At 51.8% G+C, this 27,000-nt stretch carries 26 protein-coding genes; 18 read left to right on the top strand and 8 right to left on the bottom strand.

All coding sequences use genetic code 11. The features are described 5' to 3' along the window. Positions 1 to 170 precede the first annotated feature (170 nt). From Q8K39_RS00340 to Q8K39_RS00350, 3 genes are all read left to right on the top strand, one after another. The gene (locus Q8K39_RS00340; protein ID WP_186953860.1) at positions 171 to 464 is read left to right on the top strand and encodes a DUF2288 domain-containing protein; all 294 of its coding nucleotides are present in this window, start codon (positions 171 to 173) and stop codon (positions 462 to 464) included. An 89-nt stretch (positions 465 to 553) separates the two neighbouring features. Then, positions 554 to 1,153, top strand: coding sequence for a hypothetical protein (locus Q8K39_RS00345; RefSeq protein ID WP_305257831.1), 600 nt, complete (start codon positions 554 to 556; stop codon positions 1,151 to 1,153). Between the two features lie 219 nt (positions 1,154 to 1,372). Then, on the top strand, positions 1,373 to 2,650 hold the full coding sequence (locus Q8K39_RS00350) for a lipopolysaccharide assembly protein LapB (RefSeq protein ID WP_305257832.1): 1,278 nt from the start codon (positions 1,373 to 1,375) through the stop codon (positions 2,648 to 2,650). A gap of 252 nt (positions 2,651 to 2,902) precedes the next feature. Here the strand turns inward: Q8K39_RS00350 and Q8K39_RS00355 are convergent, their stop codons facing one another. From Q8K39_RS00355 to Q8K39_RS00365, 3 genes are read right to left on the bottom strand one after another with little or no spacing between them, the layout of a single operon-like run. Further along, complete coding sequence (locus tag Q8K39_RS00355; RefSeq protein ID WP_305257833.1) at positions 2,903 to 4,468, bottom strand: ammonium transporter; 1,566 nt, start codon at positions 4,466 to 4,468, stop codon at positions 2,903 to 2,905. A gap of 20 nt (positions 4,469 to 4,488) precedes the next feature. Next, positions 4,489 to 4,827, bottom strand: coding sequence for a P-II family nitrogen regulator (locus Q8K39_RS00360; protein WP_186953856.1), 339 nt, complete (start codon positions 4,825 to 4,827; stop codon positions 4,489 to 4,491). 15 nt (positions 4,828 to 4,842) lie between these two features. Continuing rightward, positions 4,843 to 5,589 carry a TorF family putative porin gene (locus Q8K39_RS00365; RefSeq protein ID WP_186953855.1) on the bottom strand — a complete coding sequence of 249 codons (747 nt, stop codon included), beginning with the start codon at positions 5,587 to 5,589 and terminating at the stop codon, positions 4,843 to 4,845. A gap of 428 nt (positions 5,590 to 6,017) precedes the next feature. On the opposite strand from Q8K39_RS00365, the gene Q8K39_RS00370 reads away from it, so the two are divergent. The 4 genes from Q8K39_RS00370 (at position 6,018) to Q8K39_RS00385 (ending at position 10,817) form a co-directional block, all read left to right on the top strand. Then, on the top strand, positions 6,018 to 6,260 hold the full coding sequence (locus Q8K39_RS00370) for an accessory factor UbiK family protein (protein ID WP_305257834.1): 243 nt from the start codon (positions 6,018 to 6,020) through the stop codon (positions 6,258 to 6,260). Between the two features lie 9 nt (positions 6,261 to 6,269). After that, a complete protein-coding gene (locus tag Q8K39_RS00375; RefSeq protein ID WP_305257835.1) occupies positions 6,270 to 7,793 on the top strand; it encodes a YifB family Mg chelatase-like AAA ATPase in 1,524 nt (507 codons plus the stop codon). A gap of 151 nt (positions 7,794 to 7,944) precedes the next feature. Further along, a complete protein-coding gene (locus tag Q8K39_RS00380) occupies positions 7,945 to 9,579 on the top strand; it encodes a DUF1800 domain-containing protein (RefSeq protein WP_305257836.1) in 1,635 nt (544 codons plus the stop codon). A 35-nt stretch (positions 9,580 to 9,614) separates the two neighbouring features. Continuing rightward, positions 9,615 to 10,817, top strand: a complete 1,203-nt coding sequence (locus tag Q8K39_RS00385; RefSeq protein ID WP_305257837.1) for a DUF1501 domain-containing protein — start codon at positions 9,615 to 9,617, stop codon at positions 10,815 to 10,817. On the opposite strand, the gene Q8K39_RS00390 is transcribed toward Q8K39_RS00385, so the two are convergent. Then, on the bottom strand, positions 10,789 to 13,014 hold the full coding sequence (locus Q8K39_RS00390; RefSeq protein WP_305257838.1) for an ATP-binding protein: 2,226 nt from the start codon (positions 13,012 to 13,014) through the stop codon (positions 10,789 to 10,791). The two genes, Q8K39_RS00385 and Q8K39_RS00390, sit on opposite strands and share 29 nt — an antisense overlap. A 339-nt stretch (positions 13,015 to 13,353) precedes the next feature. On the opposite strand from Q8K39_RS00390, the gene Q8K39_RS00395 reads away from it, so the two are divergent. Beyond that, positions 13,354 to 13,614 (top strand): DUF1161 domain-containing protein, encoded by a 261-nt coding sequence (locus Q8K39_RS00395; protein WP_305257839.1) that lies wholly within the window; start codon positions 13,354 to 13,356, stop codon positions 13,612 to 13,614. Positions 13,615 to 13,843: 229 nt separating this feature from the next. Here Q8K39_RS00395 and Q8K39_RS00400 read toward each other — a convergent pair whose 3' ends face one another. Then, positions 13,844 to 14,344: a GNAT family N-acetyltransferase gene (locus Q8K39_RS00400; protein WP_305257840.1), complete on the bottom strand. Its 501-nt coding sequence runs from the start codon at positions 14,342 to 14,344 to the stop codon at positions 13,844 to 13,846. A 6-nt stretch (positions 14,345 to 14,350) separates the two neighbouring features. Next, positions 14,351 to 14,686 carry a hypothetical protein gene (locus Q8K39_RS00405; RefSeq protein ID WP_186953847.1) on the bottom strand — a complete coding sequence of 112 codons (336 nt, stop codon included), beginning with the start codon at positions 14,684 to 14,686 and terminating at the stop codon, positions 14,351 to 14,353. 257 nt (positions 14,687 to 14,943) lie between these two features. On the opposite strand from Q8K39_RS00405, the gene Q8K39_RS00410 reads away from it, so the two are divergent. The 10 genes from Q8K39_RS00410 (at position 14,944) to Q8K39_RS00455 (ending at position 24,782) form a co-directional block, all read left to right on the top strand. After that, on the top strand, positions 14,944 to 15,447 hold the full coding sequence (locus Q8K39_RS00410) for a hypothetical protein (RefSeq protein WP_186953846.1): 504 nt from the start codon (positions 14,944 to 14,946) through the stop codon (positions 15,445 to 15,447). Positions 15,448 to 15,594: 147 nt separating this feature from the next. Further along, positions 15,595 to 15,939, top strand: a complete 345-nt coding sequence (locus Q8K39_RS00415) for a DUF1840 domain-containing protein (RefSeq protein ID WP_186953845.1) — start codon at positions 15,595 to 15,597, stop codon at positions 15,937 to 15,939. Between the two features lie 4 nt (positions 15,940 to 15,943). Continuing rightward, positions 15,944 to 16,828 (top strand): alpha/beta hydrolase, encoded by an 885-nt coding sequence (locus Q8K39_RS00420; protein WP_305257841.1) that lies wholly within the window; start codon positions 15,944 to 15,946, stop codon positions 16,826 to 16,828. A 179-nt stretch (positions 16,829 to 17,007) separates the two neighbouring features. Continuing rightward, entirely contained in the window at positions 17,008 to 18,438 is a 1,431-nt protein-coding gene (rsmB, locus tag Q8K39_RS00425) for a 16S rRNA (cytosine(967)-C(5))-methyltransferase RsmB (protein ID WP_305257842.1), read from the top strand. A gap of 56 nt (positions 18,439 to 18,494) precedes the next feature. Then, positions 18,495 to 19,082, top strand: a complete 588-nt coding sequence (locus tag Q8K39_RS00430) for a DUF4390 domain-containing protein (RefSeq protein WP_186953842.1) — start codon at positions 18,495 to 18,497, stop codon at positions 19,080 to 19,082. Further along, on the top strand, positions 19,079 to 21,493 hold the full coding sequence (locus Q8K39_RS00435; protein WP_370868535.1) for a PAS domain-containing sensor histidine kinase: 2,415 nt from the start codon (positions 19,079 to 19,081) through the stop codon (positions 21,491 to 21,493). Before Q8K39_RS00430 ends, Q8K39_RS00435 begins: the two co-directional genes overlap by 4 nt. Before the next feature lie 216 nt (positions 21,494 to 21,709). Beyond that, positions 21,710 to 22,432: a response regulator gene (locus tag Q8K39_RS00440; protein ID WP_186953840.1), complete on the top strand. Its 723-nt coding sequence runs from the start codon at positions 21,710 to 21,712 to the stop codon at positions 22,430 to 22,432. Between the two features lie 30 nt (positions 22,433 to 22,462). Continuing rightward, complete coding sequence (locus tag Q8K39_RS00445) at positions 22,463 to 22,852, top strand: GTPase (protein ID WP_186953839.1); 390 nt, start codon at positions 22,463 to 22,465, stop codon at positions 22,850 to 22,852. Positions 22,853 to 23,208: 356 nt separating this feature from the next. Continuing rightward, a complete protein-coding gene (locus Q8K39_RS00450) occupies positions 23,209 to 23,466 on the top strand; it encodes a DUF3567 domain-containing protein (protein ID WP_186953838.1) in 258 nt (85 codons plus the stop codon). A gap of 287 nt (positions 23,467 to 23,753) precedes the next feature. After that, the gene (locus Q8K39_RS00455) at positions 23,754 to 24,782 is read left to right on the top strand and encodes an adenosine deaminase (RefSeq protein WP_305257844.1); all 1,029 of its coding nucleotides are present in this window, start codon (positions 23,754 to 23,756) and stop codon (positions 24,780 to 24,782) included. A 14-nt stretch (positions 24,783 to 24,796) separates the two neighbouring features. Here the strand turns inward: Q8K39_RS00455 and Q8K39_RS00460 are convergent, their stop codons facing one another. After that, positions 24,797 to 25,963 (bottom strand): FAD-binding oxidoreductase, encoded by a 1,167-nt coding sequence (locus Q8K39_RS00460; RefSeq protein WP_305257845.1) that lies wholly within the window; start codon positions 25,961 to 25,963, stop codon positions 24,797 to 24,799. An 8-nt stretch (positions 25,964 to 25,971) separates the two neighbouring features. After that, a complete protein-coding gene (locus tag Q8K39_RS00465; protein ID WP_305257846.1) occupies positions 25,972 to 27,000 on the bottom strand; it encodes a GlxA family transcriptional regulator in 1,029 nt (342 codons plus the stop codon).

Genomic DNA, 27,000 nt, shown 5'->3' on the forward strand with positions numbered 1-27,000 from the left:
TTGGCTAAGTCTATTTAATTGCAGTGTTTTACTTGCCCATGGTGACTTTAACAAGAAAATAGGTTTTATCGCTTATTTCTTCTACTTTATTTCAAGTTTTACTTAAAATCGTGTTTAGGGTGAGTTTTCACCCGGTTTTATTTCTTTCAATGTATTTTAATAAATTTCATATGTCCAATACCGATATTTTGCGCACCAGGATCAATCTGGAGACGGCGGCTTACCCATGGAGTGAATTATTGCGCCACTTTGCCAGCGGTGCAGTACTGGTGGTCCAGCCAGGGCTGGATCTGGTGGAGGTGGCCTTACTGATGGCGCAAGATCATGCAGATGAAATTGCTGCCTTGCTTGGAGAAGGTTACCTGGCCAAGGTCAGCGATGAACAAGCCCAGGCCTGGCTGGAACAGGACGCGCAGCACTGGACCGTAGTCGTCAAGCCCTGGATACTTGTACAGGAACGGTAGCATAAGGAGCAAGCAAGCTTCCTCAACGCCCTTGAACTTTTCACAAGCCCCATTGGTCAGAACCAGAGATTTCGCTTTGGAAAGCCAAGATGCACTTTTCACTGACGCCAGCTAACAAACCAGGTCACCCGCTCTTGGCGATCTTGTTGGTTATTGTTGCTCATATTCTTTTCTGGCAATTATTGCGCCAGCAAAACGGTATTCCACGTCATACAAGTGATAATCCTGTGGTGCATTATCTGCAATTTTTACAGATAGTGCCGCCACCGCCAGTTCTTGAAACCCAGCCAACTGCCCCGCCGCAGGTGAAGCCTGAACGCGCACTGCCAAACACGGTGAGCAAGCGTCAGCGCACGACCACGGCAATGTCAGTACAGCCGCCTGCGACAGCAGATGTGATCAGCCCGCCGGCGCCACCAACATTCAGTGAACAACCAGTCGCCAGGCAAGGGCTGGACCTGGACGCTTTGCGTAGCTCTGCCCTGGCGATAGAAAAACAGCGTAAACCCACAGAAATCGAACAAATACAGGCCATCCACCGACAGGCTGACAGCCTGGAAAAGCGCCTTGCTGAAGGCACGAAAAGAGCAGAAAAGAAGGAATGCCTCAAGGCGTATTCCGGCATAGGTTTGCTGGCTGTCATCCCATTGGCAGTCAGCACCGTTGTGGATACTGGATGCAAATGGTAATGCTGTTACCAGCTCGGCTATAATGCCGGATTCCACAATGTGAACAAAGCTGGCACGGAAAGACCAAGGCTATCTTGCTTGGACAGGGCATGGGGAAGAATTACCAGCTCCCCATTAATCATGCTGCTCTTTTGTGTTGTTGATTTGTTGTTGACATATTGACGCCTGTTGCATATTTAATATCAACACGACAATTTTCATTTTTTACCTGGACCATTCATGAAAAAAACTTCTTACCTGTTCGCCGCCATGCTGATGGCAGCACTTGGATCTGGCTTCTCTCCCGTGACTGTGAGTACCGCTCTGGCACAAGAAGCGGCTGATCCTGCAAAGCAGCCAACTGTACGCGCAGAAATGGGCAAGCCAATCAATGAAGTCATGGAGTTGGTGACTGCCAAGCAATTTTCACAGGCACTGGAAAAGCTGGTCGTTCTGGAAGCAATGGAGAAAAAAACTCCTTTTGAAAATTTTGCACTGAATCGCATACGTGCAGTTATTGGTTCCAGTACCAATGACTCTGCCATGATGGTCAAGGCAATGGATGCCATGATTGCCACAGAATTCTTGAAAGAGTCCGAAAAACAGCATTTCATGGAAGCAGTTGCCGGTACTTTGTTCAATGAAAAGAAGTATGCACAGTCACGTGAATGGGCGAACCGCAAACTGGCGAAAGACCCAGGCAATCCAGGCATGACCAATCTGGTCGCCCGCACCTATTACCTGGAAAACGATTACGCCAATACCATCAAGGTATTGAATGCGCAAGTTGCAGAAGATGAGAAAGCTCAGCGCAAGTCTACAGAAGAGAATTTGCGCTTACTGACCAGCAGCTATCAACAACTGAAAGACTGGGATGGTTATACAGTGGCACTGGAACGCATGGTGGCACATTACCCAAAACCAGAATTCTGGGCTGACCTGCTGTATCGCGTCACCAAGAAGCCCGGTTTTTCTGATCGCTTGCTGCTGGACTACTATCGCCTGCTGATCGTCACTGACAAATTTGAAGATGGCGCTCAGTTTGTCGATATGGCAGAACTGGCCTTGTTGTCAGGCTTGCCAGTCGAAGCCAAAACCGCAATTGATGCAGGTTATGCTGCAAACCTGCTGGGTGCCGGCAAGGAAGCCACCAAACACAAGCAATTGCGCGATCGCGTCAATAAGCAGGCAGCTGATGACGTCAAGAATCTGGATGCAGGCGAAGCAGCCGCAAAAAATGCCAAGACTGGTATCGGTATGGTCAACATTGGTTACAACTATGTGATCAACGGCCAGTACGACAAGGGCTTGGCCTTACTGGAACAAGGTATCGCAAAAGGTGGCTTGAAATCCCCGGATGAAGCAAAACTGCATCTGGGCATGGCGTACCTGAAAGCGGGCAAGCGCGACAAAGCCGTTGAAACCCTGAAATCAGTACAAGGCCGTGATGGTTCTGCTGACTTGGCGCGTTTGTGGTTGCTGGTCCCTGCTGATAAATTCGCACCTGCGGCAAAATAAACTGGCTGATAGCTCATCAGTGCAAAGATTTACGCCACCTGCGGGTGGCGTATTTTTTTGCCTCTGCATTAAAGATGCAACGGGATAAAAAAAGGCTGTTTTGCGCAATGCAAAACAGCCTGTCAAGTTCAGGACCGCAAGCTCTGATTACGGTACTGACGGTACTCCTTTGGATACTCTTACTGCCCCGGCCTCAATGAAAAGCCGGGCAAAAACTTTCAAACACCATCATGAATCGAATCAAGAATCGAATCAAGAGTGGTAAGCAGACTCACCATGGCTGGTGATGTCCAGGCCTTCACGTTCTTCATCTTCCGGCACACGCAGACCTACCACCAGATCAACCAACTTGTATGCCACGAAGGACACCACGCCTGACCAGATGATGGTTGTGCCTACCGCTGTTGCCTGCGTCATGACCTGGCCGAAAATGTCATAAGGATCAGCCGACATTTTGTTGGTGACGTAGTCGAATATACCCTGACCACCAAGGGATGGTGCAGCAAATACACCTGTCAACAAGGCACCGAGGATACCGCCCACGCCATGCACACCGAAGACGTCGAGGGAATCATCCGCACCCAGCAAACGCTTGAGGCCATTCACACCCCACAGGCAGATGATACCTGCCAGCAAGCCGATGATCAGGGCACCCATGGGGCCGACGAAGCCGCAAGCAGGAGTAATTGCTACCAGACCAGCTACCGCACCGGATGCACCACCCAACATGGAAGGCTTGCCTTTCGACATCCACTCACCAAATACCCATGACACCGTGGCTGCCGCTGTTGCCAGCAAGGTATTCATGAAGGCCAGTGCTGCTATATCACCTGCTTCCAGAGCAGAACCGGCATTGAAACCAAACCAGCCCACCCACAACAGGGACGCACCTATCATCGTCATCGTCAGGGAGTGCGGTGCCATGGATTCTTTACCGTAGCCCACGCGTTTGCCGATCAGGTAAGCACCCACCAGGCCAGCCACCGCTGCATTGATGTGTACGACAGTACCACCAGCGAAGTCGAGCGCGCCTTTTTGGAACAGGAAACCAGCCTTGGCAGACTCTGTTGCCAGCGTTGCTGCATCCTTGATCGCATCAGGACCAGTCCAGAACCAGACCATATGAGCAACAGGCAGGTAGCTGAAAGTGAACCACAGAACTACGAACAAGAGTACGGCAGTGAACTTGGCACGTTCTGCAAATGCACCGATGATCAGGCCGCAAGTGATGGCTGCAAATGTCGCCTGGAAGGCCACGTAGATAAACTCAGGAATCACCACGCCTTTGCTGAAGGTTGCTGCCACACTGAAACTGGCCTTGGCCGGATCCCAGATACCATTCAGGAACATGCGGTCAAACGAACCGATGAACTTGCTGCCTTCAGTAAAGGCCAGCGAGTAACCATAGATACACCACAATACAATAATCACGGCAAAGATCATGAAGACTTGCATGAGTATCGACAGCATGTTTTTGGAGCGCACCAGACCACCATAGAACAAGGCCAGGCCAGGTATGGTCATCAAGATAACCAGCAAGGTGGCAACCATCATCCAGGCGGTGTCGCCTTTATTGGGTGTAGGTGCCGGTGCTGGCGCTGCGGCACTGGCAGCAGCAGGTTCTGCTGCTGCGGCTGGAGCAGATGCCGGGGTGACTACCGCTACAGCAGCCGCTGGTGCGGATGCAGTCGCCACTGCGGCCGAGGCTGCCACAGGCTCAGCTTTGGCTGACGCGTCCTGGGCTGATGCCACAGAGGTAAAACCAACAGTGACCATCAAGGCCGCCCCTGCCAGTATGTTCTTCAACAGTTTTTTCATGTGAACTCCCTGGTAGGCTATCAGAGTGCGTCGTTGCCGGTTTCACCGGTACGAATACGCACTACTTGTTGCAAGTCATAGACAAAGATCTTGCCGTCACCAATCTTGCCGGTGCGGGCCGCAGTTTCTATCGCTTCAATGGCACGGTCAACGATCGCATCATCCACCGCTGCTTCGATCTTTGTTTTCGGCAAAAAATCGACCACATATTCAGCACCACGATACAACTCGGTATGACCTTTCTGACGGCCAAAGCCCTTGACTTCAGTCACGGTAATCCCTTGCACACCGATGGCAGACAAGGCTTCGCGTACTTCATCGAGCTTGAAGGGTTTGATAATTGCTGTAATCAGTTTCATGCTGACCTCGGATAATTAAAATGTTTTAACTGCAGACAGCAGCAAAGTCGTCTTGCCAGTGAATTTGCCGCTCGGTGTCACATACAGTTTGCTCTCGGCATTGGTGCCCAGGGCTGCAAGGCCAAAATTGACGCCAAAGAATTCTTTGGTCACACCGATTTTCCAGTCGGAATAAGAATAGGCACCATTGTTCTTGACGGTCTGGCGGCCTACATGCAACGCCAGGTTATAACCGTCTGGCAGTTCCACATTCGCGCCCAGATCCAGATAGCCGCTATTTTTACTATCGACAAAGCCGAACAGATTAGTCACAGAATGCGAATACTTGGCATAGAAAGGTCCCATGCCTACCTGACCATAGATTTCTGTGGTGTTGGCATCCGCAAAACCTGGTACCTTGTTCAAGCCATTGGATGGATAAACATAGGTCAATACACCAACGTCATACGAAACATCCTTGACGATCTCGCCTTTTTTTCCGGCATAGATATCCCATTCAATATCTCCGCTACCACCGGCATCCTTGGTCCACTTGATCGTGGAGAGCCAGGTTCCAGCGTAGAAGCCGCTAGGGTTATGCACGTAGTCAGCACCACCCTGCAAAGCCGGATCAAGGCGCGATTGTGAAATGGCGCGATAACGGTATTCACTGACGGCGCCAATATTGAAGCTGACTTCATTGTCTGGCTTGGCATCTGCTGCGTGGACAAAACCACTCAGGAATGTTGTGGCTACAGCAGCGGCGATTACTAATTTTTTCATTGCGCTTCCCCCTATTGAATTAAGATTTGATTTGATTGAAACCGGGACAGCATCCACTTTTTGCGCATCAGTGACTTCTTAAGGTCATGAATTACATCTGAAGGACACTTAAATTCTTCTTTCCCTTACCTGTTAGCAGGAGTCGTGCCAACCATGAACATCTATTCATTTAACCTGGTATAAGCTGTCGTAGATCGCTGTATACATACGCATACAGTCAGACAAGCTAAGGCTACGGCCCAGTATTAATATTGCAGCGCAATACCAGTGGCCGCCTGGGTAAGATGCGCTATCATTGCTCCATAGGTAAAATTGCAAGCGAATAATCAAGTTTGCGCACCAATAAAGAGCAGTATCAGATTTTGCACAAATAAGTGGCAGAACCTAATTTGCACCATAAGCGTGCAACTACAAAATAGAGGATAAATATGGATAAGCAAAATTTCTTTAATGACATGCAAGCCAAAATCAGCCAGGCACTGGAAAACTCACCCGCCAAAGATATCGAAAAAAATGTCAAAGCCATGATGAGCCAGGGCTTTTCCAAGCTGGACCTGGTAACGCGCGAAGAATTTGATATACAAGCACAAGTCCTGGCCAAGACCCGCGCCAAACTGGAAGCCCTGGAAGCCAGGGTAGCCGCTCTGGAAGCACCGCAAAAAGACGCTTAAGTAGTACGCATGTCATTAGCCGTCCTCAAAAGCCGCGCCTTGAATGGCATGGATGCACCGCAGGTCACGGTGGAAGTGCATCTGGCAAATGGCCTGCCCGCTTTCACTATCGTTGGACTTCCCGAAACCGAGGTCAAGGAATCCAAGGACAGGGTCAGGGCTGCCTTGCAAAATGCCAGGTTTGAATTCCCGGCCAAGCGCATTACCGTGAATCTGGCCCCGGCTGATTTGCCCAAGGAATCTGGCCGCTTTGATTTACCTATCGCCCTGGGCATTTTGGCGGCATCCGGGCAAATACCGGCAGATGCGCTTGAGCAGTATGAATTTGCCGGTGAATTGTCACTGTCTGGCGAATTGCGCCCGATACGCGGTGCCCTGGCCATGACTTTTGCAATTTGCAAAAGCCAGCAGCATTCACAACAGGAACCTGCCTTCATCTTGCCGCGAGCCAATGCCGATGAAGCTGCCCTGGTCAGCGAGGCCGCCATTTATCCGGCAGATTCGCTGTTACAAGTATGTGCCCACTTCGCTGGCGTAGATGCTGAACAAAAACTGGTGCGCCACAAGCCAGCATCGCAAGCGGCCCGTCCGCATTATGCTGACTTTGCCGAAGTCAAAGGCCAGATCCAGGCCAAACGCGCACTGGAAGTGGCAGCGGCAGGCTCGCATTCTGTGATATTAATCGGGCCTCCAGGTACCGGAAAATCCATGCTGGCCGCCCGCTTCCCTGGCATTTTGCCCACCATGACCGACCAGGAAGCACTGGAATCAGCAGCCGTACAATCACTGACTTCCGGCTTTTCCATAGAGAAGTGGAAGCTACGACCTTACCGCTCACCTCATCACACAGCTTCTGCGGTGGCTCTGGTGGGTGGTGGAGGCACGCCAAGGCCAGGCGAAATTTCCCTGGCACATAGAGGTGTCCTGTTCCTCGACGAATTGCCAGAATTTGACCGCAAAGTTCTGGAGGTGTTACGTGAACCGCTGGAATCAGGTCACATTACCATCTCGCGGGCGGCAAGGCAGGCTGATTTCCCGGCGCGCTTCCAGCTAATTGCTGCGATGAATCCCTGTCCTTGCGGCTATTTTGGTCACTCCAATGGCAAATGCCGCTGCACACCAGACATAATCGCCCGCTATCAGGACAAGATATCCGGCCCCTTACTGGACCGCATAGACATGCAGATACAGGTGGGTGCCTTACCACATACCGATTTGCTCAAGCAGGCCGATGGTGAACGCAGCGCAGCTATCCATGCGCGAGTAGAAACTGCCTTTGAGCGGCAACAGCAGCGTCAGGGCAAGGCGAACAATCTCTTGTCCACGACTGAAATTGATCTGCACTGCAAACCGGATGAACAGGCAGGGCTGCTCTTGCGCAATGCCATGAACAAGCTCAACTGGTCAGCCCGTGCCTACCATCGCGTATTAAAAGTCGCCCGTACCATAGCTGACCTGGCTGGTTCAGCACACATAGCGACGCCACACGTGGCGGAAGCCATACAGTACAGGCGGGCGCTCAGAGACCAGTGAAGACACTTGCTGTTTTTTTAGCTTGGAAGCAGTTACATAGTTTTTCCTCACTGTTACAGCACGTTACGAAAATTTCGCAAAATAAGCCTAAACTTGCTATCACAATCCACTGTCAGAAACCTTCTAGACAGATACACAAGTGAGGGCGAGCATGAAAATTCAATCCAAGCTGCAGCAAGTGCTGGGTGCCAGCCTGCTGGTCTTGCTGGCAGCATGCAGCAACCTACCCCAGCAACATGCAGATAACAGCAGCCAGCCAGGCAAGACGCTGGCACAGGCTGCGCTAGTGCCAGAGCAATTGCTGAACCGTTTGACCTGGGGTAGCAATCCCTCCAGCCTGCAGGTCTTGCAAGCCGTTGGCCCAGACCGCTACCTGGACCAGCAATTGCGCGCGCGTAGTACCGTCTTGCCACCAGCGATACAAAGCCAGATTGATGCGATGACCATTTCGCGCCAGCCATTGCCTGAACTCATGCGTGACCTTGAAGCTCGCCGCCTTGCCTCTGAGCAGCAAAAAGACACAGATGACACGCTACGCAAGGAATATCAGCAAGAATTGACACGCCTGGCCAGGGAAGCGTCTACCCGCGCACTTTTGCGTGACATTTATTCGCCGAATCAGTTGCAGGAGCAAATGAGCTGGTTCTGGATGAATCACTTCAATATCCATAATGGCAAAGCCAATGTACGTGCCATGCTGGGAGATTTTGAAGAACAGGCAATACGCCCATATGCCCTGGGCAATTTCCGTGACTTGCTGCGTGCCACTGTGACGCACCCTGCCATGCTCAGGTATCTGGATAATGAACATAATGCAGCCAACCGCAACAATGAGAACTATGCGCGTGAGTTGATGGAATTACATACCATGGGGGTGAATGGCGGCTATAGCCAGAAAGATGTACAGGAACTGGCAAGGGTGCTGACCGGCGTGGGCATTAATTTGAGCAAGGATGCGCCGCGCATGAAGCCTGAGCTGGAGAAAATCTATCTCAGGCAAGGCTTGTTTGAATTCAACCCGCAACGTCATGATTTTGGTGACAAGCTGGTGTTGGGCAAGACCATCAAGGGCCGAGGTATGGCCGAACTCGATGAGGTGCTGGTACTGCTGTCCCGACAACCGGCTACAGCCAGTTTTGTCAGCCAGAAGCTGGCGACTTTTTTTGTCTCTGATACGCCCTCAAAAAACCTGACCGATAAAATGGCGCAGCGTTTCCTGCAAACCGATGGCGATATCGCAGCCACTTTGCGTACCATGTTTAATAGCCAGGAATTTATTGCTTCGCTGGGAAAAAAATTCAAAGATCCGTTGCACTTTATGCTGGCTTCGGTACGCCTGGCGTATGACGGCAATACCATTGTCAATACCGGCCCCATGCTGAACTGGCTGAACATGATGGGCCAGCAATTGAATGGTCGCCAGACACCGGATGGTTATGCACTCAATGAAAGTTCATGGGCCAGTTCTGGTCAGATGACGGTGCGCTTTGATATTGCCCGGTCAATTGCTGGTGGCAACCCGGCCCTGTTTCGGGCGGAGAATCAAACTCCACAAGCTGCGCAAGCCATGCAAGGCATGCAAACTTCCGTGCCAGCGCAGACTACACCCGCAACAGTGCCAGGCACACAAGAAAAGCCGCAGCCACCTGCACTGGCTGCATCGTCCTATGTAAAAAAATGGAGTACACAATTCAGCCCTGCTACCCAGACCGTCTTGAATCAAACACGCACGCCACAGGAATGGAACACTTTGTTCCTGGCCTCGCCTGAAATGATGCGTCGCTAACTGAACGTCTGCCAATTATTACGGAAAGGTCTACCATGTACCGTAGAGACTTATTGAAAGCAATGGCCCTGCTGCCATCGTCTGCCTTGCTGGGAATGAGCAGCCAGGTGATGGCGGCACCAGCCACTCAAAATCGTTTGCTGCTGGTGTTTTTGCGCGGCGGCTATGATGCCAGCAATTTACTGGTGCCTACTTCCAGCAACTTCTATTATGAAGCCAGGCCAAATATTGCCATTGCCAGACCGGGTTCCATACCGGATGCGGCACTGGCACTGAATGCAGACTGGGGCCTTCATCCGGCCTTGCGTGACACGATTTATCCCATGTTCCAGCAGGGTGAAGCAGCATTCATCCCCTTTGCTGGAACAGATGATTTATCGCGTAGCCATTTTGAAACCCAGGACAGTATAGAAATGGGCCAGCCCCTGAATGCCAGCCGGGATTTCCATTCTGGTTTCTTGAATCGCCTGGCGAAGGTGTTGGGGAATAACGGCAAAGTCAGTGCGATGGCTTTCACTGACCAGTTACCACTGGCCATGCAGGGCCAGGCCCACATTGCCAACACCGCATTGCGCAATGTCAGCAAGGCCAATGTTGATCAGCGCCAGCGTGAGTTGATCATGCAAATGTATGCCAATACAAATCTGTCGCAAGCCGTCAAGGATGGCTTTGCCATGCGCGATGAAGTGGCGCGTGAAATGGCAGAAGAAATGAATAGTGCCAATCGCAATGCGATCTCGACCAAAGGTTTTGAGCTGGAAGCCCAACGTATCGCCAAACTGATGCGCGATAAATACGCACTGGGTTTTATTGATGTCGGTGGCTGGGACACGCATGTTAATCAGGGCGGGGCATCAGGCACACTGGCCGTCAAGTTTGAAGAACTCGGTCGCGGGCTGGCCGCTTACCGTACTGAAATGGGCAGTGCCTGGCGCAATACCACGGTGGTGGTGATCAGTGAATTTGGCCGTACCTTTCGCGAAAATGGCAAGCGCGGTACTGACCATGGCCATGGCACGGTGTACTGGGTCTTGGGTGGCGGTATAAAAGGCGGGCAAATCGTCGGGGAACAAATTGCGCTGGAAGCTGGCAAATTATTCCAGAACCGTGACTACCCGGTGCTGAACGAATATCGCGCAGTGCTCGGTGGCTTGTTCAGCCGTCTGTATGGTTTGAATGCTGGCCAGGTAGAACAGGTGTTTGCTGGTGTCAAAGCACGTGATCTGGCTTTGCTGTAATCGCTTCCAGACCAGTCTGGCCTTCCCGGTGCAAAGGCAGGTCTATATAGAAATGTGTACCTGGTTGCGCCGGATCTTCACTCATATAATAACCAATGTCGCCATGCATTTGCCGGATGATGGCCTGCGATATTGCCAAACCCAGGCCAGTACCACCTTTGGCACGTGTGTCTGAAGAATCTGCCTGGGAAAACTTCTGGAACAGGCGTTCACGGAAACTTTCCGGTATGCCTGTGCCCTGATCGATCACTTCTACACGCACCATGTTTTCGTCCCTGACCGTGCTGATAACCCTGACGGTCTCCCCTATGGGCGTATACTTGCAGGCATTCGACAAGAGATTAGCCATGACTTGCTGGAAACGTCCGGCATCAACCATGACTTCTGTCTGATCTGCCAGTTTGCCCATCGCGATTTCAGTATCCATGCTTTGCGCGAAAGCCTGATTATTATTCACTGCCGTCTGCAAGAGGCTTTGCAAATTTAGTCGCTCAAAAACAAAATCCATCTTGCCGGCTTCTATTTTTTGAATATCCAGCAAGTCATTGATGAGGCGGGTCAGGCTTTCACTATTCTTGTGCGCCATGCCCAGCAGGGCAGAGATTTTTTCCGGCACCAGGCCCATGGCCCCGCCGACCACCAGCCCCAGGGCACCACGGATGGCTGTCAATGGCGTGCGCAATTCGTGGCTGACGGTGGAGATGAATTCACTCTTCATGCGTTCCATCCTGCGCCGCTCTGAAATATCGCGCACGATGACGATAAGTTTGCGCCTTCCAGCATGATAATACTCGGTAATCGCCAGCTCTGCGGGGAACAGGCTGCCATCCTTGCGCATGCGCTCGGCCTCAGTGCGCAGGCAACCGGTTTCCAGAAACTCCCTGCGGCTCATGGCCAGCCCCAGCAAATCGGGTTGTCCTGGCGGGGAGAAAAATTTACCATTCTTGCCAACCACTTCATTGGCTGGATGACCATAAATGGCCACGGCAGCCGGATTCAGTGCCTCAATCTTGCCAGTGTCATCGATCATGATGATGCCGTCCGCCGCGTTCTGGAAAATGGCCTGCAGTCTGTCTGAAGAATCTTTCAAAGCGATCTGCTGCTCGGTCAGGTTTTTCAGCAGGTGGGCCTGATTGCGGTTGATGACTTCTGCCTGTTGTTTGAGCTCGGTGGTCACCAGCAAATCCTGCTCTCGTCTTTCCAGCAAATTAACCAGCACGCTGAAAGCCGCCACGATGGCGAGGATACCACTCATGGCGATAACGACGATGCCGGTACTGATTTTGCGCCAGTCAGCCAGATACAAGTCTTCATCCACAGAAAAATTGACGATCAGCGGGTATTTTTCCAGCGACTGTATGGCGGCCATGCGGGTGATTTGTTTGCCACCCTCGGCCATGCGCGGATTATTGCCAATGATGACGCCTGATTTTTTATTGTGCCTGTGCACCAGTTCATAGGTGCTTCCTGTCAGGTTACGCTTGCCCATGACATCGCCGCGTTCTGGCCAGCGTGCCAAATAAGTGAAATCATTGCGCAGTAAACCTATGGAGGCATGGCCGTCGGCACTGAGTTTTTCATAAAACTGAGAATAAAACGAGGGAGACATGCCAAGTATGACCACGCCAATGAATTCCCCGTCACTGCCTGTCAGCCTGTGGCTGAGGAAAAACATCCATTTCCCCGTGGTCTTACTGCGCACGGAAGAGCTCAGGTAAATACCTTGTACTGGATTATCGCGTTGCGCAATGAAGTAATCGCGGTCTGCCAGGCTGTAGGTAGGCGCGGGAAAATTACGCGAGGTATTAATGACATTGCCATCGACATCGAGCACGGAAATCACTTCTACAGCAGGTGACAGCGAAGCCTTTTCTCGCAGGAACTGATGAAAATCATGCGTAGATAATTTACCACTCAGGTATTCGGCGCTGACACTCCAGCGGTCTTGTATGCGCTCGGCAATGCTGTCGAGTGCCGTGTAGGCAAAGTCCATTTGCTGGCTGACGGTTTCGGCCAGCACGATGCTGAAGGTTTCAGTCTGCTTTTCCCACTTGCCAATTTCCTGGATACGCAGCATCCAGATCGCCGTCGCGGCACCGACGATAATGGCCAGCACCAGGCTGGCTGCCAGCGCAATAGCTAAACGACTGGTAGGCAATCCTGCTGGCTTCATTTCATTTGGTCCGGTCTTGCTCAAAGCTCATCCTTGTGCTCAAGTCTGGCAAGTTGATTGCAACTGCATGTCGCCCGAATTTAAAGTCGTATTGTCAGATATAGCAAACTTACCAGAATGATAAAGTAAAGCAAACTAAAACACATTCTATCCTAGCGTTGACCAACTAGGAAAAATCGAAAGAATTACTCTGAAGACAGCAAGTTTGCAGACGATTTACCACGCTTTCACGGAAGTAACTATTTATTTCTATCAAAAACACCGGGGGGATGTTACGGTTTTATACAGCTAAGTGAGTGTCCATGTGACGACAAGCTTGCCATCAATTAGTAAACAAGCTAAAACAGAAAGGGAGCAAACAAAATGAGTAAAAGCGTTTTGGTCAAAGGTTTGGTCATCAGTTTCTTGCTCAGCAGCGCCCCGGCGTGGGCCGAGATAACGTCTTGTGAAACCATTAAAGACAAAGTAGCAGCAAAACTGGAACGCAAAGGAGTCAACAATTACAGCTTGCAAGTCGTCTCCAAGGATACCGAAACCAAGTACAGAGTCGTCGGTAGCTGCGAAGGTGGCAAGAAAAAGATCATTTACAAAAAAGAAAAGGCGAGCAGCAAGGCTGAAGAATAAGCCTGCTACTACACTGCAAAGCGGATCTGCCTGCATGCAAAAATCAGGCAAGATTCGCTTTTCTTTTTGCCGCCTAGAGTCTGGTCACGACCTGTATAGAGCGGGTGTCAGCGGAGGAGAGGAGCAGCGCAAAAAGCGGAATGTACTTGAGTACATGAGCAATTTGAGCAGCACATGAGCCCCGCGGGTACTCAGGTTGCGCACGCGCAGTAAGATCGTGAACTGGTTCTTACAAGTTCATCAGCATGTAATGAGCCTGTCCAGCATAACTTGCCAATTTGGCTTTTTGCTCCGCACTCAAATCAGTCTGCTCAGTAAAACCCAGACCCTGCCAGTATGACCTGGTACTTTGCACTGACACCAGGCAGGCGTATTGCCAGCCCTGTCGCCTGGCATGTGCCAGGGCGAATTCCAGCATGGCTCGTGCCAAACCCTTGCCAGTGTGATCCGGTGCAACTGCCATGTCATGCAGATACAGGGCATTGGCAGGCTCAGCTACTTGAAAGTCCTGTCCCAAAGCAGAAATTCGTCCTTTGACCGTAGGATAAGCGGCCAGATAGGCAAGCACCTGACGATCCTGCGCCGCAACCCAGGCGCAATCGGGTGCGGTGGCCAGGCGGGCTGCCAGCAAGGCTGGTGCCTCCACCATCTCAGCCACATAAGCCTTGGCCTGTATCTGATAAACCGCCGCCAGATCCGCTGTCTGCATGGCACGCAGCAACACTGTCATATACAGCTATTTCGTGGCCTTGGCACTGGCGCTGCCTTCTTCGGCACTGGCCGACGCGTCTGGCTTTGCCAGCTCTGGCTTGACGACGTCAATCTTGTTTTCACGCATATAGTCATTCATTTCCTTCCACCCCGCATACACTGCCGCCCTGGCAGCATCGGGATTGAGGGCATAGCAGTCTTCAATGGCGCGGCCAGCGTGGCGGCAGGCACTGCCAGTCGCACGGGCATCCGACTCGCGCGCTGCTGCGTCCTTGGCTGGATCAGGCAGACCCAGGCGGTCGCAGGCAGTCAAGGACGTCAGCATCAGCAAAAAAATCCCGGAAAACTTGGAAAGTGACATCACAGCACCAAAAAATAAGTGAAAACGTTCAGGTAGATCTGTTTATGATAACCCAGTGTGTGGCTGGACAAAATGCCTTGTTGCTCAGGACGGAGATGGAAACACCAGCCTATTTTTCAGGCAAGGGGCGTTCTAGTGCAAAAACAGACGCAATTTGACCAAAGGACTTATCATGTAGCACTTGTCCATGCGTATTGTTGACGGCAAGAAAGCCGTAAACATGAATGCTATTCCGCAATCTTATCGATTCAATTTCCATGAAATCCACCATCCATCGCTTTTTACTGCTTGCCTCTCTGATACTGCTGATTGCATGCAGCCCTAAATTTGACTGGCGCGATGCGCGCGGCAGTAATGCACCGTTCTCCATATTAATGCCGGGCAAACCATTGGGTGACAGCAAGGACATGCAGCTGGAAGGCATCACTGTAAAAATGGACATGCTGGCCGGGGAAGCTGGCGGCATCAGTTTTGCCGTTGGCAGCACCAAAGTAGACGATCCCGGCAAGACCGGGCTGGTCATGGAAGCCATGAAAAAAGGCATGCTCATGAATATTCAGGGAACGCCGGAAACCACCACCAGTAAAGGCGCAGATATGCTGGAAGTGCGTGGCAAATTGCGCAATGGCCAACCCATCGTGATGCTGGCCCGCTTTTTGATACGTGGCCCCTGGGTGTATCAAATTATCATGCTGGGGCAGGAAAAAGACATGAAGCAGGAGGTCATCGACACCTATATGACGTCTTTCAAATCCAACTGAAGCAACAATCTGAAAACAATCTGAAACGACAATCGGCCAATTTGGGATTATTATATGAGTGAGCGCGGCCAGATCAGTGACGCTAGCGCACTTCTGGTGTTTAGCCGCTTTATCTTCGCACATCATAGAAAAATAGGAGACGTGTCCATGCTGATCACATTCAAGTCCAAAGCGGCTACAGAAATAACCATGTACAAAGAGCATGCACGCCGCATTCTGGAACTGCTGCACAAGGATGTGGAGCGCGGCATCATTACCCCTCCCGAATTGCCACAAGCCATACAAAAAATCGAAGCTGCGGTTGCCGAAAGCAAGGCTCACCCAATTTCTGAAGAAGTCAGCCGCGATGTGAACGCCCATCACAATGAAAATGGTGATGATAATGAGCACGAAACACCAGAGCCAGTAAGCTTTGCTACCAGAGCTTTCCCCGTGCTTGAAATGTTGCACGCCGCCCACAAGATGCAGCGCGAAGTCATGTGGGGCGTATAAAACCATGACCTCCCACGTAGAAAATACCAGGGAATTCGAACTCCGGACCGCAGATGGCAAGGCAATTTTTGTGCGCGACTGGCCGCTAGCGGATGCAGTCATGGCTCGACCACAGCAAGGTATAGTCATCATGCATGGTCTGGGTGAGCACTGCGGGCGGTATGCCCATGTCGCCAGGTTCTTCAACGCCCTGGGTTTTGTCGTGCGCACCTATGACCATCGCGGTCATGGACAATCTGACGGTGGCAGCGGTGATGTTCCAGACTCCATGTGCATCTTGCGTGATGCGCAGATGGTCATTAGCGACTTTAGCCAGCAACTGGCGGGGCCGCCCATATTACTAGGACATAGCATGGGTGGCTTGTTTGCTGCCCGCTATGCACTTGAGCAATTGACACCGCTGCGCGCCCTGATCTTGTCTTCCCCCGCGCTGGCAATACGCATGTCCAGCTTGCAGCATGGTTTGTTGAAGGTTGCATCCAACCTGATACCTGGTGTGGGTTTGCCGAACGGCTTGCAAACCCGCTATCTGTCTCACGATGGCGAAGTGGTACTCGCCTATGAAAATGATGCCCTGGTGCACTCACGCCTGAGTGCGCGCCTGCTGACCAGTATGTTGCAGGCCATGGATTATTGCCATGCACATGCCGCAGAATTAAGCATGCCCCTGTTGATGATGGTGGCGGATGACGATCATCTGGTCGACCCGGCAGGTAGCCGCCGCTTCCTGGAAAAGCTGGGAAATGACCAGCTTAGCGCGCATTTTTATGCCGACTTTTATCACGAAATATTCAATGAACTGGATGCCACCAGGGTATTCGATGACTTGCGAACCTGGCTGGAACTCCAGCAATTCACCCCTTTGGAACAGATACAAGAAGCGGCCTGAAACAGCAGATTTTCTGAAGTTGGATAGAATAAAACAGCATAGTCTGAAGTGGTGGCGTGCTACAGAAAGCGGAAGCAGCCAGCAAGGCTGTTACACTAGCGCCCTCTCGCCTTATCAGGCTGACCATGTTAAATTGCTGAAAAGGCAATTTACTGCAATAAGCAAAATTATCCGGAAATATGCAAGATCAACCAAGAAAAACCCTGGGCCGACCAGCCAAACCTGCCCGCAGCGCCACTACGGGCAGCACATCCCACGTGCTCAGCAAGCCACAGGTGGAGTTTGAAACCATAGAAATCAAGGCAGATTCCCTGGCATTCAGCCTTGTAGGTGCAGCACAGGCTGTCGCCTATGTGCTGGAAGGTACAGCCTTGCCGCAAGCGCTGACCAGAGTATTTACGCAAACCAATGCCTTGCCTCAGGCGCGCGGGGCAATCCAGGATATCGCCTACCGCACCATGCGCCAGGTTGGCCGGGTGGATGCCCTGCTCAAAATCATGACCAACAAGACGCCGGAACCGGCCTTGTTATATGGCTTGCTGTGCTGTGCACTTACCCTGCTGGTTGGTAATGAAGGTGATGATGAAAAGGCCTATGAAGAGTTTGTCGTGGTGGACCAGGCAGTGACAGCCGCCACTTCCAGCCCGCATATGGTTTTTGCCAAAGGTATGGTGAATGCCGTGCTGCGCCGCTATCTGCGTGAAAAAGAAGAATTGTTAAAACTGGTCATGAAACAGCCGGCAGCTGCCTGGAATTATCCGCAATGGTGGGTAGACCAGTGCAAAACAGCTTATCCACAAGACTGGCAAGCGATACTGAGCTGCGGCAACCATGCCCCGCCTTTGACTTTGCGTGTGAATCAACGTGTCAGCACGGTCGCTGCTTATCTGGAGTTATTGGCCAGCCAGCAGATCGGTGCCAGCCAGATAGGCCCGTTTGCTGTGCGCCTGGACCGGCCACTGCCAGTGTTCAGCATCCCCGGCTTTGAAGCGGGTGTTGTGTCGGTGCAGGATGCCGCCGCCCAATTGGCAGCGCCTTTACTGGATGTACAGACAGGCATGCGGGTATTGGATGCTTGCGCCGCCCCCGGTGGCAAGACTGGCCATTTGCTGGAACTGGCTGATATCGAACTGACTGCGGTTGATACTGACCCGGCCCGTATCCAGCGTATCCATGAAAATCTGGCGCGTTTGAAGTTATTTGCGACAGTCAAGGAAGGCGATGCCTGCCGCAACAACTGGTGGGATAGCCAGCCCTATGACCGCATCCTGGCAGATGTGCCCTGCACTGCCTCTGGCGTGGTCAGGCGTCACCCGGACAGCCGCTGGTTGCGCCGCAAGACCGATGCTGCCCAGTTGGCGGCCTTGTCAGCCCGCATACTCGATAATCTGTGGCGTATGCTGAAACCGGGTGGCAAGATGCTGATGGTCACCTGCTCGATCTGGCCGCTGGAATCCGAAGCTCAGGCTGCCGCTTTTGCTACACGTAATGGCGCGCAACGCCTTGATGCACCGGGGCAATTACTGCCCAGCTTGACCAAGACGTCCGAAAGCAACAACGAACATGACGGTTTGTTCTATGCTTTGTTTCAAAAACCAATGCAAAATTAACGAATGCCAACAAGTTCAAGCTATCATTAGCAGACTTTTGATTTCGTATTGATTGCATGTTCAGACGTTTTACCTCCCTGCTGCGCCAGATATCGCTGACTTTGATGTTGGTGCTGCTGGCAATGGCGGCGGCACCTGTAGTTCAGGCCGCCGACGTGGAAGTCAAAACGGCCAGGATAGAAGCTAGCGACGAGGGCTACCGCCTGGCTGCTACTTTTTCCCTGGACCTCAGTGACAGCTTGCGCAAGGCTATCCGGGATGGCATCCCGGTCTCATTCACCACAGAAGTAGAACTGACCCGCTCACGCTGGTATTGGGTAGACGAGAAGGTGGTGCGTAGTGAATATCTGGTCAGAATTTCTTATAATGAATGGACGCAGCAATACAACGTCACTATTAATAATGGCTTGCAACAGAATTTTGCCTCTCTCGATACCGCGCTCAATCTGGTGACACGGCCAAATCGCTGGCTGATAGCAGATAAATCCCAGTTAACTGCCGGAGCTACCTACAACGCAGCAGTGCAATTGCGCATGGGTTTGAGCAAGATCTCCATGCATTTGCAAATACCCAGCTTCAACGACAGTCACTGGAGTCAGAAAACCGAGTGGAAGCGTTTTTCCTTCAAGGCTGAAGACAAGTGACAAGATTTTTGCGGTATGCACTGATTATCGGTGGTGCTCTGATGAGCATCCTGCTGTTTTTCCTGACTACAGTCTCCGAAAACTCTTCGCGCTTTGAGCGTTATTACGAATGGCTGCTGGATGCTAATGCCATTGTCGCCCTGGCCCTGCTGATCCTGGTACTGACCCTGGTGTGGCGGCTGTTCCGCCGCTACCGTGCCAGGGAATTTGGCTCCAAACTGATGACCCGTCTGGTGGTGCTGTTTGCCCTGGTAGGCATCTTGCCAGGAACGGTGATTTATGTGGTGTCGGTGCGCTTTGTTTCCCTTTCTATCGAATCCTGGTTTGATGTCAAGGTTGAATCTGCCCTCGATTCCGGCAAGAACATGGGCCTGACCGCACTGGATTTCTTGCTGGCAGATTTACAGTCCAAGGCCAAGGACATGGCTTCGGAATTGTCTGATCCGTCTGAAAGCTCGATGTCCATCCACCTGTCACGCCTGCGCGAACGTATGCAGGTACAGGAAGCCACCATCGTCAATAGCAAAGGCCGCCTGATTGCTTCTGCCAATGAAAACGTCAACAGCCTGCTGCCAGAGTTGCCAACCCCGGACATGCTGAGGCAAGTCAAGTTGTCACGTTTTTATGCCGCCAGGGATGAAAAACTCGTCCCTGCTCCTGGCAGTGATGGCGACCCGGCTACTGCTTCAGCAAGTAGCACAAGTGCAGCAAGTACTGGCAGCGGTATCCCTGAAACCCGTGGAGCAACCCGTCCGGCACTGGCACCAGAACCTGCTCGCATACTGCGTTCCCGCGTGATCGTGCCTTTGCGTATGAGCACAGGCTGGATATCCCTGCAAAATGAAGCTTTGTACCTGCAATTGATACAACCCGTCCCCATCAACCTGGCCATGCATGCTGAAGCACTGAGCAATGCATCGCGAGAATACCAGGTGCGCTCGATAGGCCGTGTGAACCTGAAAAAGATGTACATCATCACACTGACACTGACGCTATTGCTGGCAATTGTCGCCGCCATCACCAGTGCCTTTTTGATTTCGGGCGAACTGGCGAGACCGTTGCTGCTGCTGGCAGAAGGTACCAAGGCCGTGACCGAAGGTAATTTCTCGCCTCGCCCTATCGTTACCAGCACGGATGAGCTCGGTAGCCTGACCAAGTCTTTCAATACCATGACCAGGCAGTTATTTGACGCCCGTGCTGCAGTGGAGAAAAACCGCAATGAACTGGAAAACGCCAAAGCCTATCTGGAATCAGTGCTGGCCAACATGTCGGCTGGAGTGATGGTGCTGGATCAAAATGGCAATCTGGTGACCTGTAATGAGTCGGTAGAACGTATCTTGCAGCGCCGGCTGGAAAGCGAAATCAATAAACCCCTGGCAGATATTGATGGCATGCAGGCTTTTGCCTTTGCTATTTCCAAAGCTTTTTCAGAGCAGCATGCACAGTCAGCTGCTGGTGGTGAAAACGAACGCGAACAACACTGGCAACAGCAAATTGAAGTGCCTCGTCCAAATGTCGGTAAAAAAGGCGTCACCTCTGCAACTCCTGGCGAAGTAGTGGTCGCTGAAGATGAACAAAGCATTACCCTGCTGGCGCGTGGCTCACATTTGCCAGTGGCGTCGGGCAGCGGCTATGTGGTGGTGTTCGATGACATCAGCAATATCATTTCCGCCCAACGCTCTATCGCCTGGGGTGAAGTGGCGCGCCGCCTGGCACATGAAATCAAGAACCCGCTGACACCTATACAATTGTCAGCAGAGCGCCTGCAAATGAAATTGCAGGACAAGCTCAGCGAAACCGATGTGCTGATACTCAATAAAAGCACGACCACCATCGTCAACCAGGTGACGTCGATGAAACGCATGGTCGATGATTTCCGCGATTATGCGCGTACACCGCCTGCTGTTTTGATGCCATTGAATCTGGCTGGCCTGATTGATGAAGTGCTGCATTTGTATATTGCCGGTGATGGCAGGGATGCCATCAAGTTGACCATGGCGCCAGGTTTACCCAAGGTCATGGGTGACGCCACCCAGATGCGCCAGGTAATTCACAATCTTTTACAAAACGCCCAGGATGCCGTGGCTGACAATACCACTGCCGGTTTTGTGCCACGGATTGATGTCATCACTGATGTCGTGCGCTACACTGGCACTGACCAGATTGCTCACTCTGCGGTACGCCTGTCAATTATCGATAACGGCCCGGGATTTTCCAGCAAAATCCTGGCACGCGCCTTTGAACCCTATGCCACTTCCAAGCCACGTGGTACAGGTCTGGGACTGGCAATGGTAAAGAAAATCATTGATGAACATGGTGGCAGGATAGATATTCAAAATCGCAGCGATACAAACGGTGCAAAAGTAGCGATTTTGCTGTTAAAGTTAGCACCGGATGCAAATACGGTATAAGTTCGCCGTACTTGCGGTAGCAGTTCTGTAGCAGGTAGTTGTTCTGATGTTCCCAAAAGAGGAATACGGATAAAAGCAGAAGGGGCACTTTGAAATTGTCATTCAGCACAAGCATATCGTTTTCACCAGCCAGTCTGGGGTAAACAATAAGGCAGCTTGAACATCGAACGGTAAGAAGCACCCAAAAAAACATAGAGGCGGTAATAGGGTAGATTTATGGCAAATATATTGGTCGTAGATGATGAAATGGGTATCCGGGAATTGTTGTCAGAAATTCTCGGCGATGAAGGTCATGTCGTTCAACTCGCTGAAAATGCACAGCAGGCGCGTCAGTCCAGGCAAGAAGCCAGGCCAGATCTGGTCTTGCTCGACATCTGGATGCCTGACACAGATGGCGTTACTTTGCTTAAAGAATGGCAGCGCGATGGTTTGCTGACCATGCCCGTGATCATGATGTCAGGTCATGCCACGATAGATACTGCGGTCGAAGCGACCCGGATAGGTGCCTTGAATTTCCTGGAAAAACCCATCGCCCTGCAAAAATTGCTGAAAGCAGTACAGCAGGGCCTGACACGCAGCACGGAGGCACCAAAACCGGCTGCCCCGGCCTTGCGCGTGATCAGCAATGACAATTCCGTCAGCGCCAATACATCCGGCAGTTTTGGCAATACTGCACCGTCTTACGAAGCCAGACATTTTTCTGCTGCCCAGCCTGTCGCTGCGGCACCAAATAATCAGTTTGCCAGCCTGTCGTTTGACTTGCCCCTGCGTGAAGCCAGAGATGCCTTCGAGCGCATCTACTTTGAATACCACTTGAACCGCGAAGGTGGCAGCATGACCAGGGTGGCAGAAAAAACCGGCCTTGAACGCACGCACCTGTACCGCAAACTGAAGCAACTGGGCGTTGAGTCCATGAAGTACGCGAAGCGTGGCGAGTAATATTGCAGCACAGCGCAATGTGAGTACCATGTGAGTGCAGCAAAAGCGCAATTACACCTGGTACACGGCGCAAGTTATACCCAGAGGGAGGCGGCAATTGCAGCCTCCCTTGCCCGTTTAGATGGCAATAGCGCTGCGACTGACAAGAATGTCGTCATCCTCGAAGGCTTGCCTGATGGGCAAGATATCCTGCAAGCCACCGACCTGCTACACATTAGCCGGATTGCGCCCGGCTGCTTTTGCTGCATAGGCAACCTCAGCCTGCGCGTAACACTAAACCGCGCCCTCAGGCAAAAACCCGCTAATATATACCTAGGCATTGCCAGTGATGCCCATCTGGATAAACTCCTGCTAACACTTCAGGGACCTGCCTACACCAATCTACTTGAGATCAACAGTACAAGTGTCCTGAGTTATTAATTCGCTGAGTAAATCCGGCGAGAATCAATGCGATACAGCGTCGCAAATGCGCGCAAGGCACCAGCCTTGCTGTGCTTTGCTCCTTGTCTCGCATCGATTTCGCCAAATTTATTTTTCAGCGAACCAATAATTCAGGACACTAGCTTGTGAACCAATGTTAAGTCGCTAAAGTCCAGACGTTGCCATGCCGTAATACTTAGTAACAGCACAGTAACGAGCTGGCAATTGTCTTTGAGGAAGAGTCGCGCAGTAGCTTCATCAGCGGCAATTGCTTGAAATTCGCTGTATGCAACATCATGTAAGCACCATGAACGGTAACCCGAGGAAATATCCTCCAGCCAGAAAGGATGCATAAAATGAATCTCATCTATAACAGCGAGCAATATAGCGTCATCGAATATGGCGCAGACACTGACCACGAAGCCCTGCGCTTTGGTGGCTATGAAATCACTGACAAGGCAGTACGCCGCGAATGGTTCATTGGCGGCCCGCTTGCCATCAATTTCCGCAAGGACGTGACCGACCTCATCGCCAGCGAACCCAGCATAGAAGAAATCGATGATTTCCTTGGTCAGTTTGATGGCTATATGGGTCAAAGCGTTTTACTGCATTAATCCACAGTAAGCTAGTATCAAGCACCACAGCTCAGGCAATGAAAGCGCAACAGCGATAAGTATGGACGATGGCTTTGGCACTCGTCTGTACTGCTGTGCGGTCATCTTCATACTGACTTTGCAAATTCCAAACAGATCCCAAACAAATCCAGCGCTGGTTCGTATCAATATGTGACCATCTATACAGAACATCACCTGATTTTGATATGCTGACAGGGACAGGGTGATATCTTCGCCAGACCATTGCCATTCTATTATTCAGCACTACCCCTATCAGGTTCAAAACTATGAGTACTCAACTGCACGACTTTATCCGTGGCCTGCCCAAGGCAGAATTGCATTTGCATATAGAAGGTTCACTGGAACCTGAGTTGATGTTTGCCCTCGCGCAAAAAAACGGTGTTCAATTACCATATGCGAACGTAGAAGAAGTACGTGCAGCCTACGACTTTGCAGACTTGCAGTCTTTTCTCGATCTGTATTATGCCGGTGCTGCCGTGCTGCAAACCGAGCAGGATTTTTTTGACCTGACGCATGCCTACATAGAACGCGCCCTGGCTGACAATGTGCGCCATGTAGAATTGTTCTTTGACCCGCAAACCCATACAGCACGCGGCATACATATCACTACTGTGTTCTCCGGCATCGCCCGCGCATTGCGCGAAGCGCGTGCCAAACAAGGGTTTTCTGGTGCAATGATACTGTGCTTCCTGCGTCACCTCAGTGAAGAAGATGCCATTGCCACGCTGGAAGCTGCCCTACCCTTGCGCGATGAATATGCAGACCTGTGGACAGGTGTCGGTCTGGATTCAGCCGAAGTCGGCAACCCGCCAGAAAAATTCGCGCATGTCTTCACGATTGCACAGGCCATGGGTTTTCGGCTAGTTGCACATGCGGGTGAAGAGGGCCCGCCAACCTATATCCATAGCGCGCTGGATGTCTTACAAGTCGAACGCATAGATCATGGCGTGCGTGCAGAAGAAGACCCTGCCCTGATGGCCAGGCTGCAGCAAAGCCGCATGCCGCTAACAGTCTGCCCCTTGTCGAATTTAAAGCTGTGCGTGGTCAAGGATATGCGTGAACATAACCTGGCACGCATGCTGCGCGCAGGTTTGTGCGTGACCATCAATTCAGATGACCCGGCTTATTTTGGTGGCTATATGAACGCGAATTACATGGCCACTGCCGATGCGCTGGAGCTCGGCAAGGAAGAATTACTGCAACTAGCACGCAATGCCTTTGAAGCGTCTTTTGTCACGCCGGAACAAAAACAGGTCTGGCTGGATGAGCTGGATGCTTATGCTGCAGCTCATTGAGTTAAATGACATTCTCAAATCACATTCTTTTCCAGCAACGGCCTGCCATCAAGTAGTCGCTGGGCTGACAATGGCGACAAATCCAGGCTGCTGTAAGCACCATCCACCAGCAATTCTGCAATACCGCGCCCGGTAGCGGGCGCGTGTTGCATGCCGTGGCCACTGAAGCCATTCGCCAGCATCAGGTTCCGCAGTTGTGGGTGTGGGCCAATGACGGCATTCTGGTCAAATACATTATATTCATAATAGCCAGCCCAGGCTCTTTGCATGCGCAGGGCTTCAAAAGCTGGAACGCGATTGGCCATGATTTGCCATGCCGTATCGAACTGTTCATAGTCTGCTTCCAGCGCTGCGTCATCGGGATCATTGTCCGGTGGCAAACCGCATATCCAGTGCTGGCCTTCTGGTCGCAACCACAAACCGGATGGATCAATGATGAGCGGACAAGCAGGCGTTTGCGCAGGGCTGGATACGACAAACACCGTGCGTACACGCCCAACCACCGGTAAATCAAAACCCGTACCTGCCAATAAGGGACGCGCCCAGGCACCGGCTGCATTGACGGCAACATCACATTTAATGACCGTGCCATTCTGCAAACGTACGCCGGTTACTCTGCCCTTCTCATGCTCAAAACCTTGCGCATCCGCCTGCAGATAACTGACACCCAGGCTACGCGCCTTGCGGCGAAATGCCATCAGCAAGGCATAGCCGTCAAACCAGCCTTCACCACTAAGACCTAGCGAACCTATGGCAAGGTCATCAACATTCAGCCAGGGGAATTTCTGTTTCAGCGCATCTTGATTTAACAGGGCAACATCTACCTGCTCTGCTCTTTGTATCTCATGATTTTCACGCAAAGTGGCAGCACCGCCCTCGGTGGCCAGATACAGGTAGCCATGTTCGCTGAGCGCCAGTTCCGGCAACTCACCGTCAACAGCGAGGTGCTGATGCAGGTCGCGCAAGAAAGCGATGCCAAATTGCGACATCTGTATATTCAACGGCGTACTGAATTGCTGGCGTATGGAGCTGGCAGACAGGGCCGACGAGGCATGGGTATAGCTAGGGTCACGCTCCAGCACCGTGACCCGGCCTTGAAAGCGTGGATGTGCTGCCAGAAAATAAGCCACCGCACTGCCGATGACGCCACCGCCTATTATCACTACATGCCTGATATCCATTGCAGTCCTTAAAACCGTAATCCAAACCTGCGCCGGTAATCCTTGGGCGTCACTTGCGCCCACTGCTTGAAGATTTTACTGAAACTGGAGACATCTTCATAACCGCAACGTGCCGTAATATCTTCCAGCGATAAACGGGTAGTTTCCAGCAAGGCCTTGGCGCGCTCTACTCTTAATTGTTGCACATAATGGGTGGGACTGAGTTTCATGGATTCCTGGAAGCGCCTGAGGAGGGTGCGCTGGCTGACATTGCAATAGCTGGCCAGGTCAGCCATGGTCCAGTGCTGGTCCAGACGCTTGTTCAGCCAGCGCCGTGCACGTTCTATGACTGCATGGCCCTGGTCCTGCATGATGGCCTTGGCAACATAGGGGGCCTGGCTGTTACGGTTAGCATCAACCACCAGTATCTTGGCCGTCATCTGACGCAATTCTTCTCCGGCGAAATGCCCCACCAGCCATAGCGACAGATCGATATACGAAGTCACGCCACCAGACGACACCAGTTTGCCATCCTGCACGATGAGCTCATCAGCTTCCAATAAAACCTGGGGGAAATTTTTACGGAAGTAAGCACTCAGCCACCAGCTGGTGGTGGCACGCCGGCCATCAAGCTTGCCGGTACGCGCCAGCAGGCTGGTGCTGGAACAACTGGAAATCAACAGTCTGTCTTGCTGAAGATAGCTTTCCATCAAGGCTTGTTCAGGTGCCAGTCCATTGAGCAAATCATCAAGTTGCTGGTTGTCTTTATGATCAACACCAGGAACCATGAGTGCATCGAGTTCCTGAGTATGCATTTGCGTGTATATGTCACGCGCCTGAAAATGTAGTCCACTCACTTCTTGCATGATGTCGCCACGGGCACTGACCCAAAAAGCTTCAAACTGCACAGGTTTGCTACCCGCAGGACGTATGCCTGCCAAAGTATTGGCAATGGTGAAGACATCCAGCGGCAACACCGCCCCACTACGCAGGCAACCGGGATAAACCAGTATGCCGATGCGTATGATTCCATCCTTTGTCGTCAACTTCATCGTCAT

Source organism: Undibacterium sp. (assembly GCF_030683615.1).
GTDB classification, from domain to species: domain Bacteria; phylum Pseudomonadota; class Gammaproteobacteria; order Burkholderiales; family Burkholderiaceae_D; genus Undibacterium; species Undibacterium umbellatum.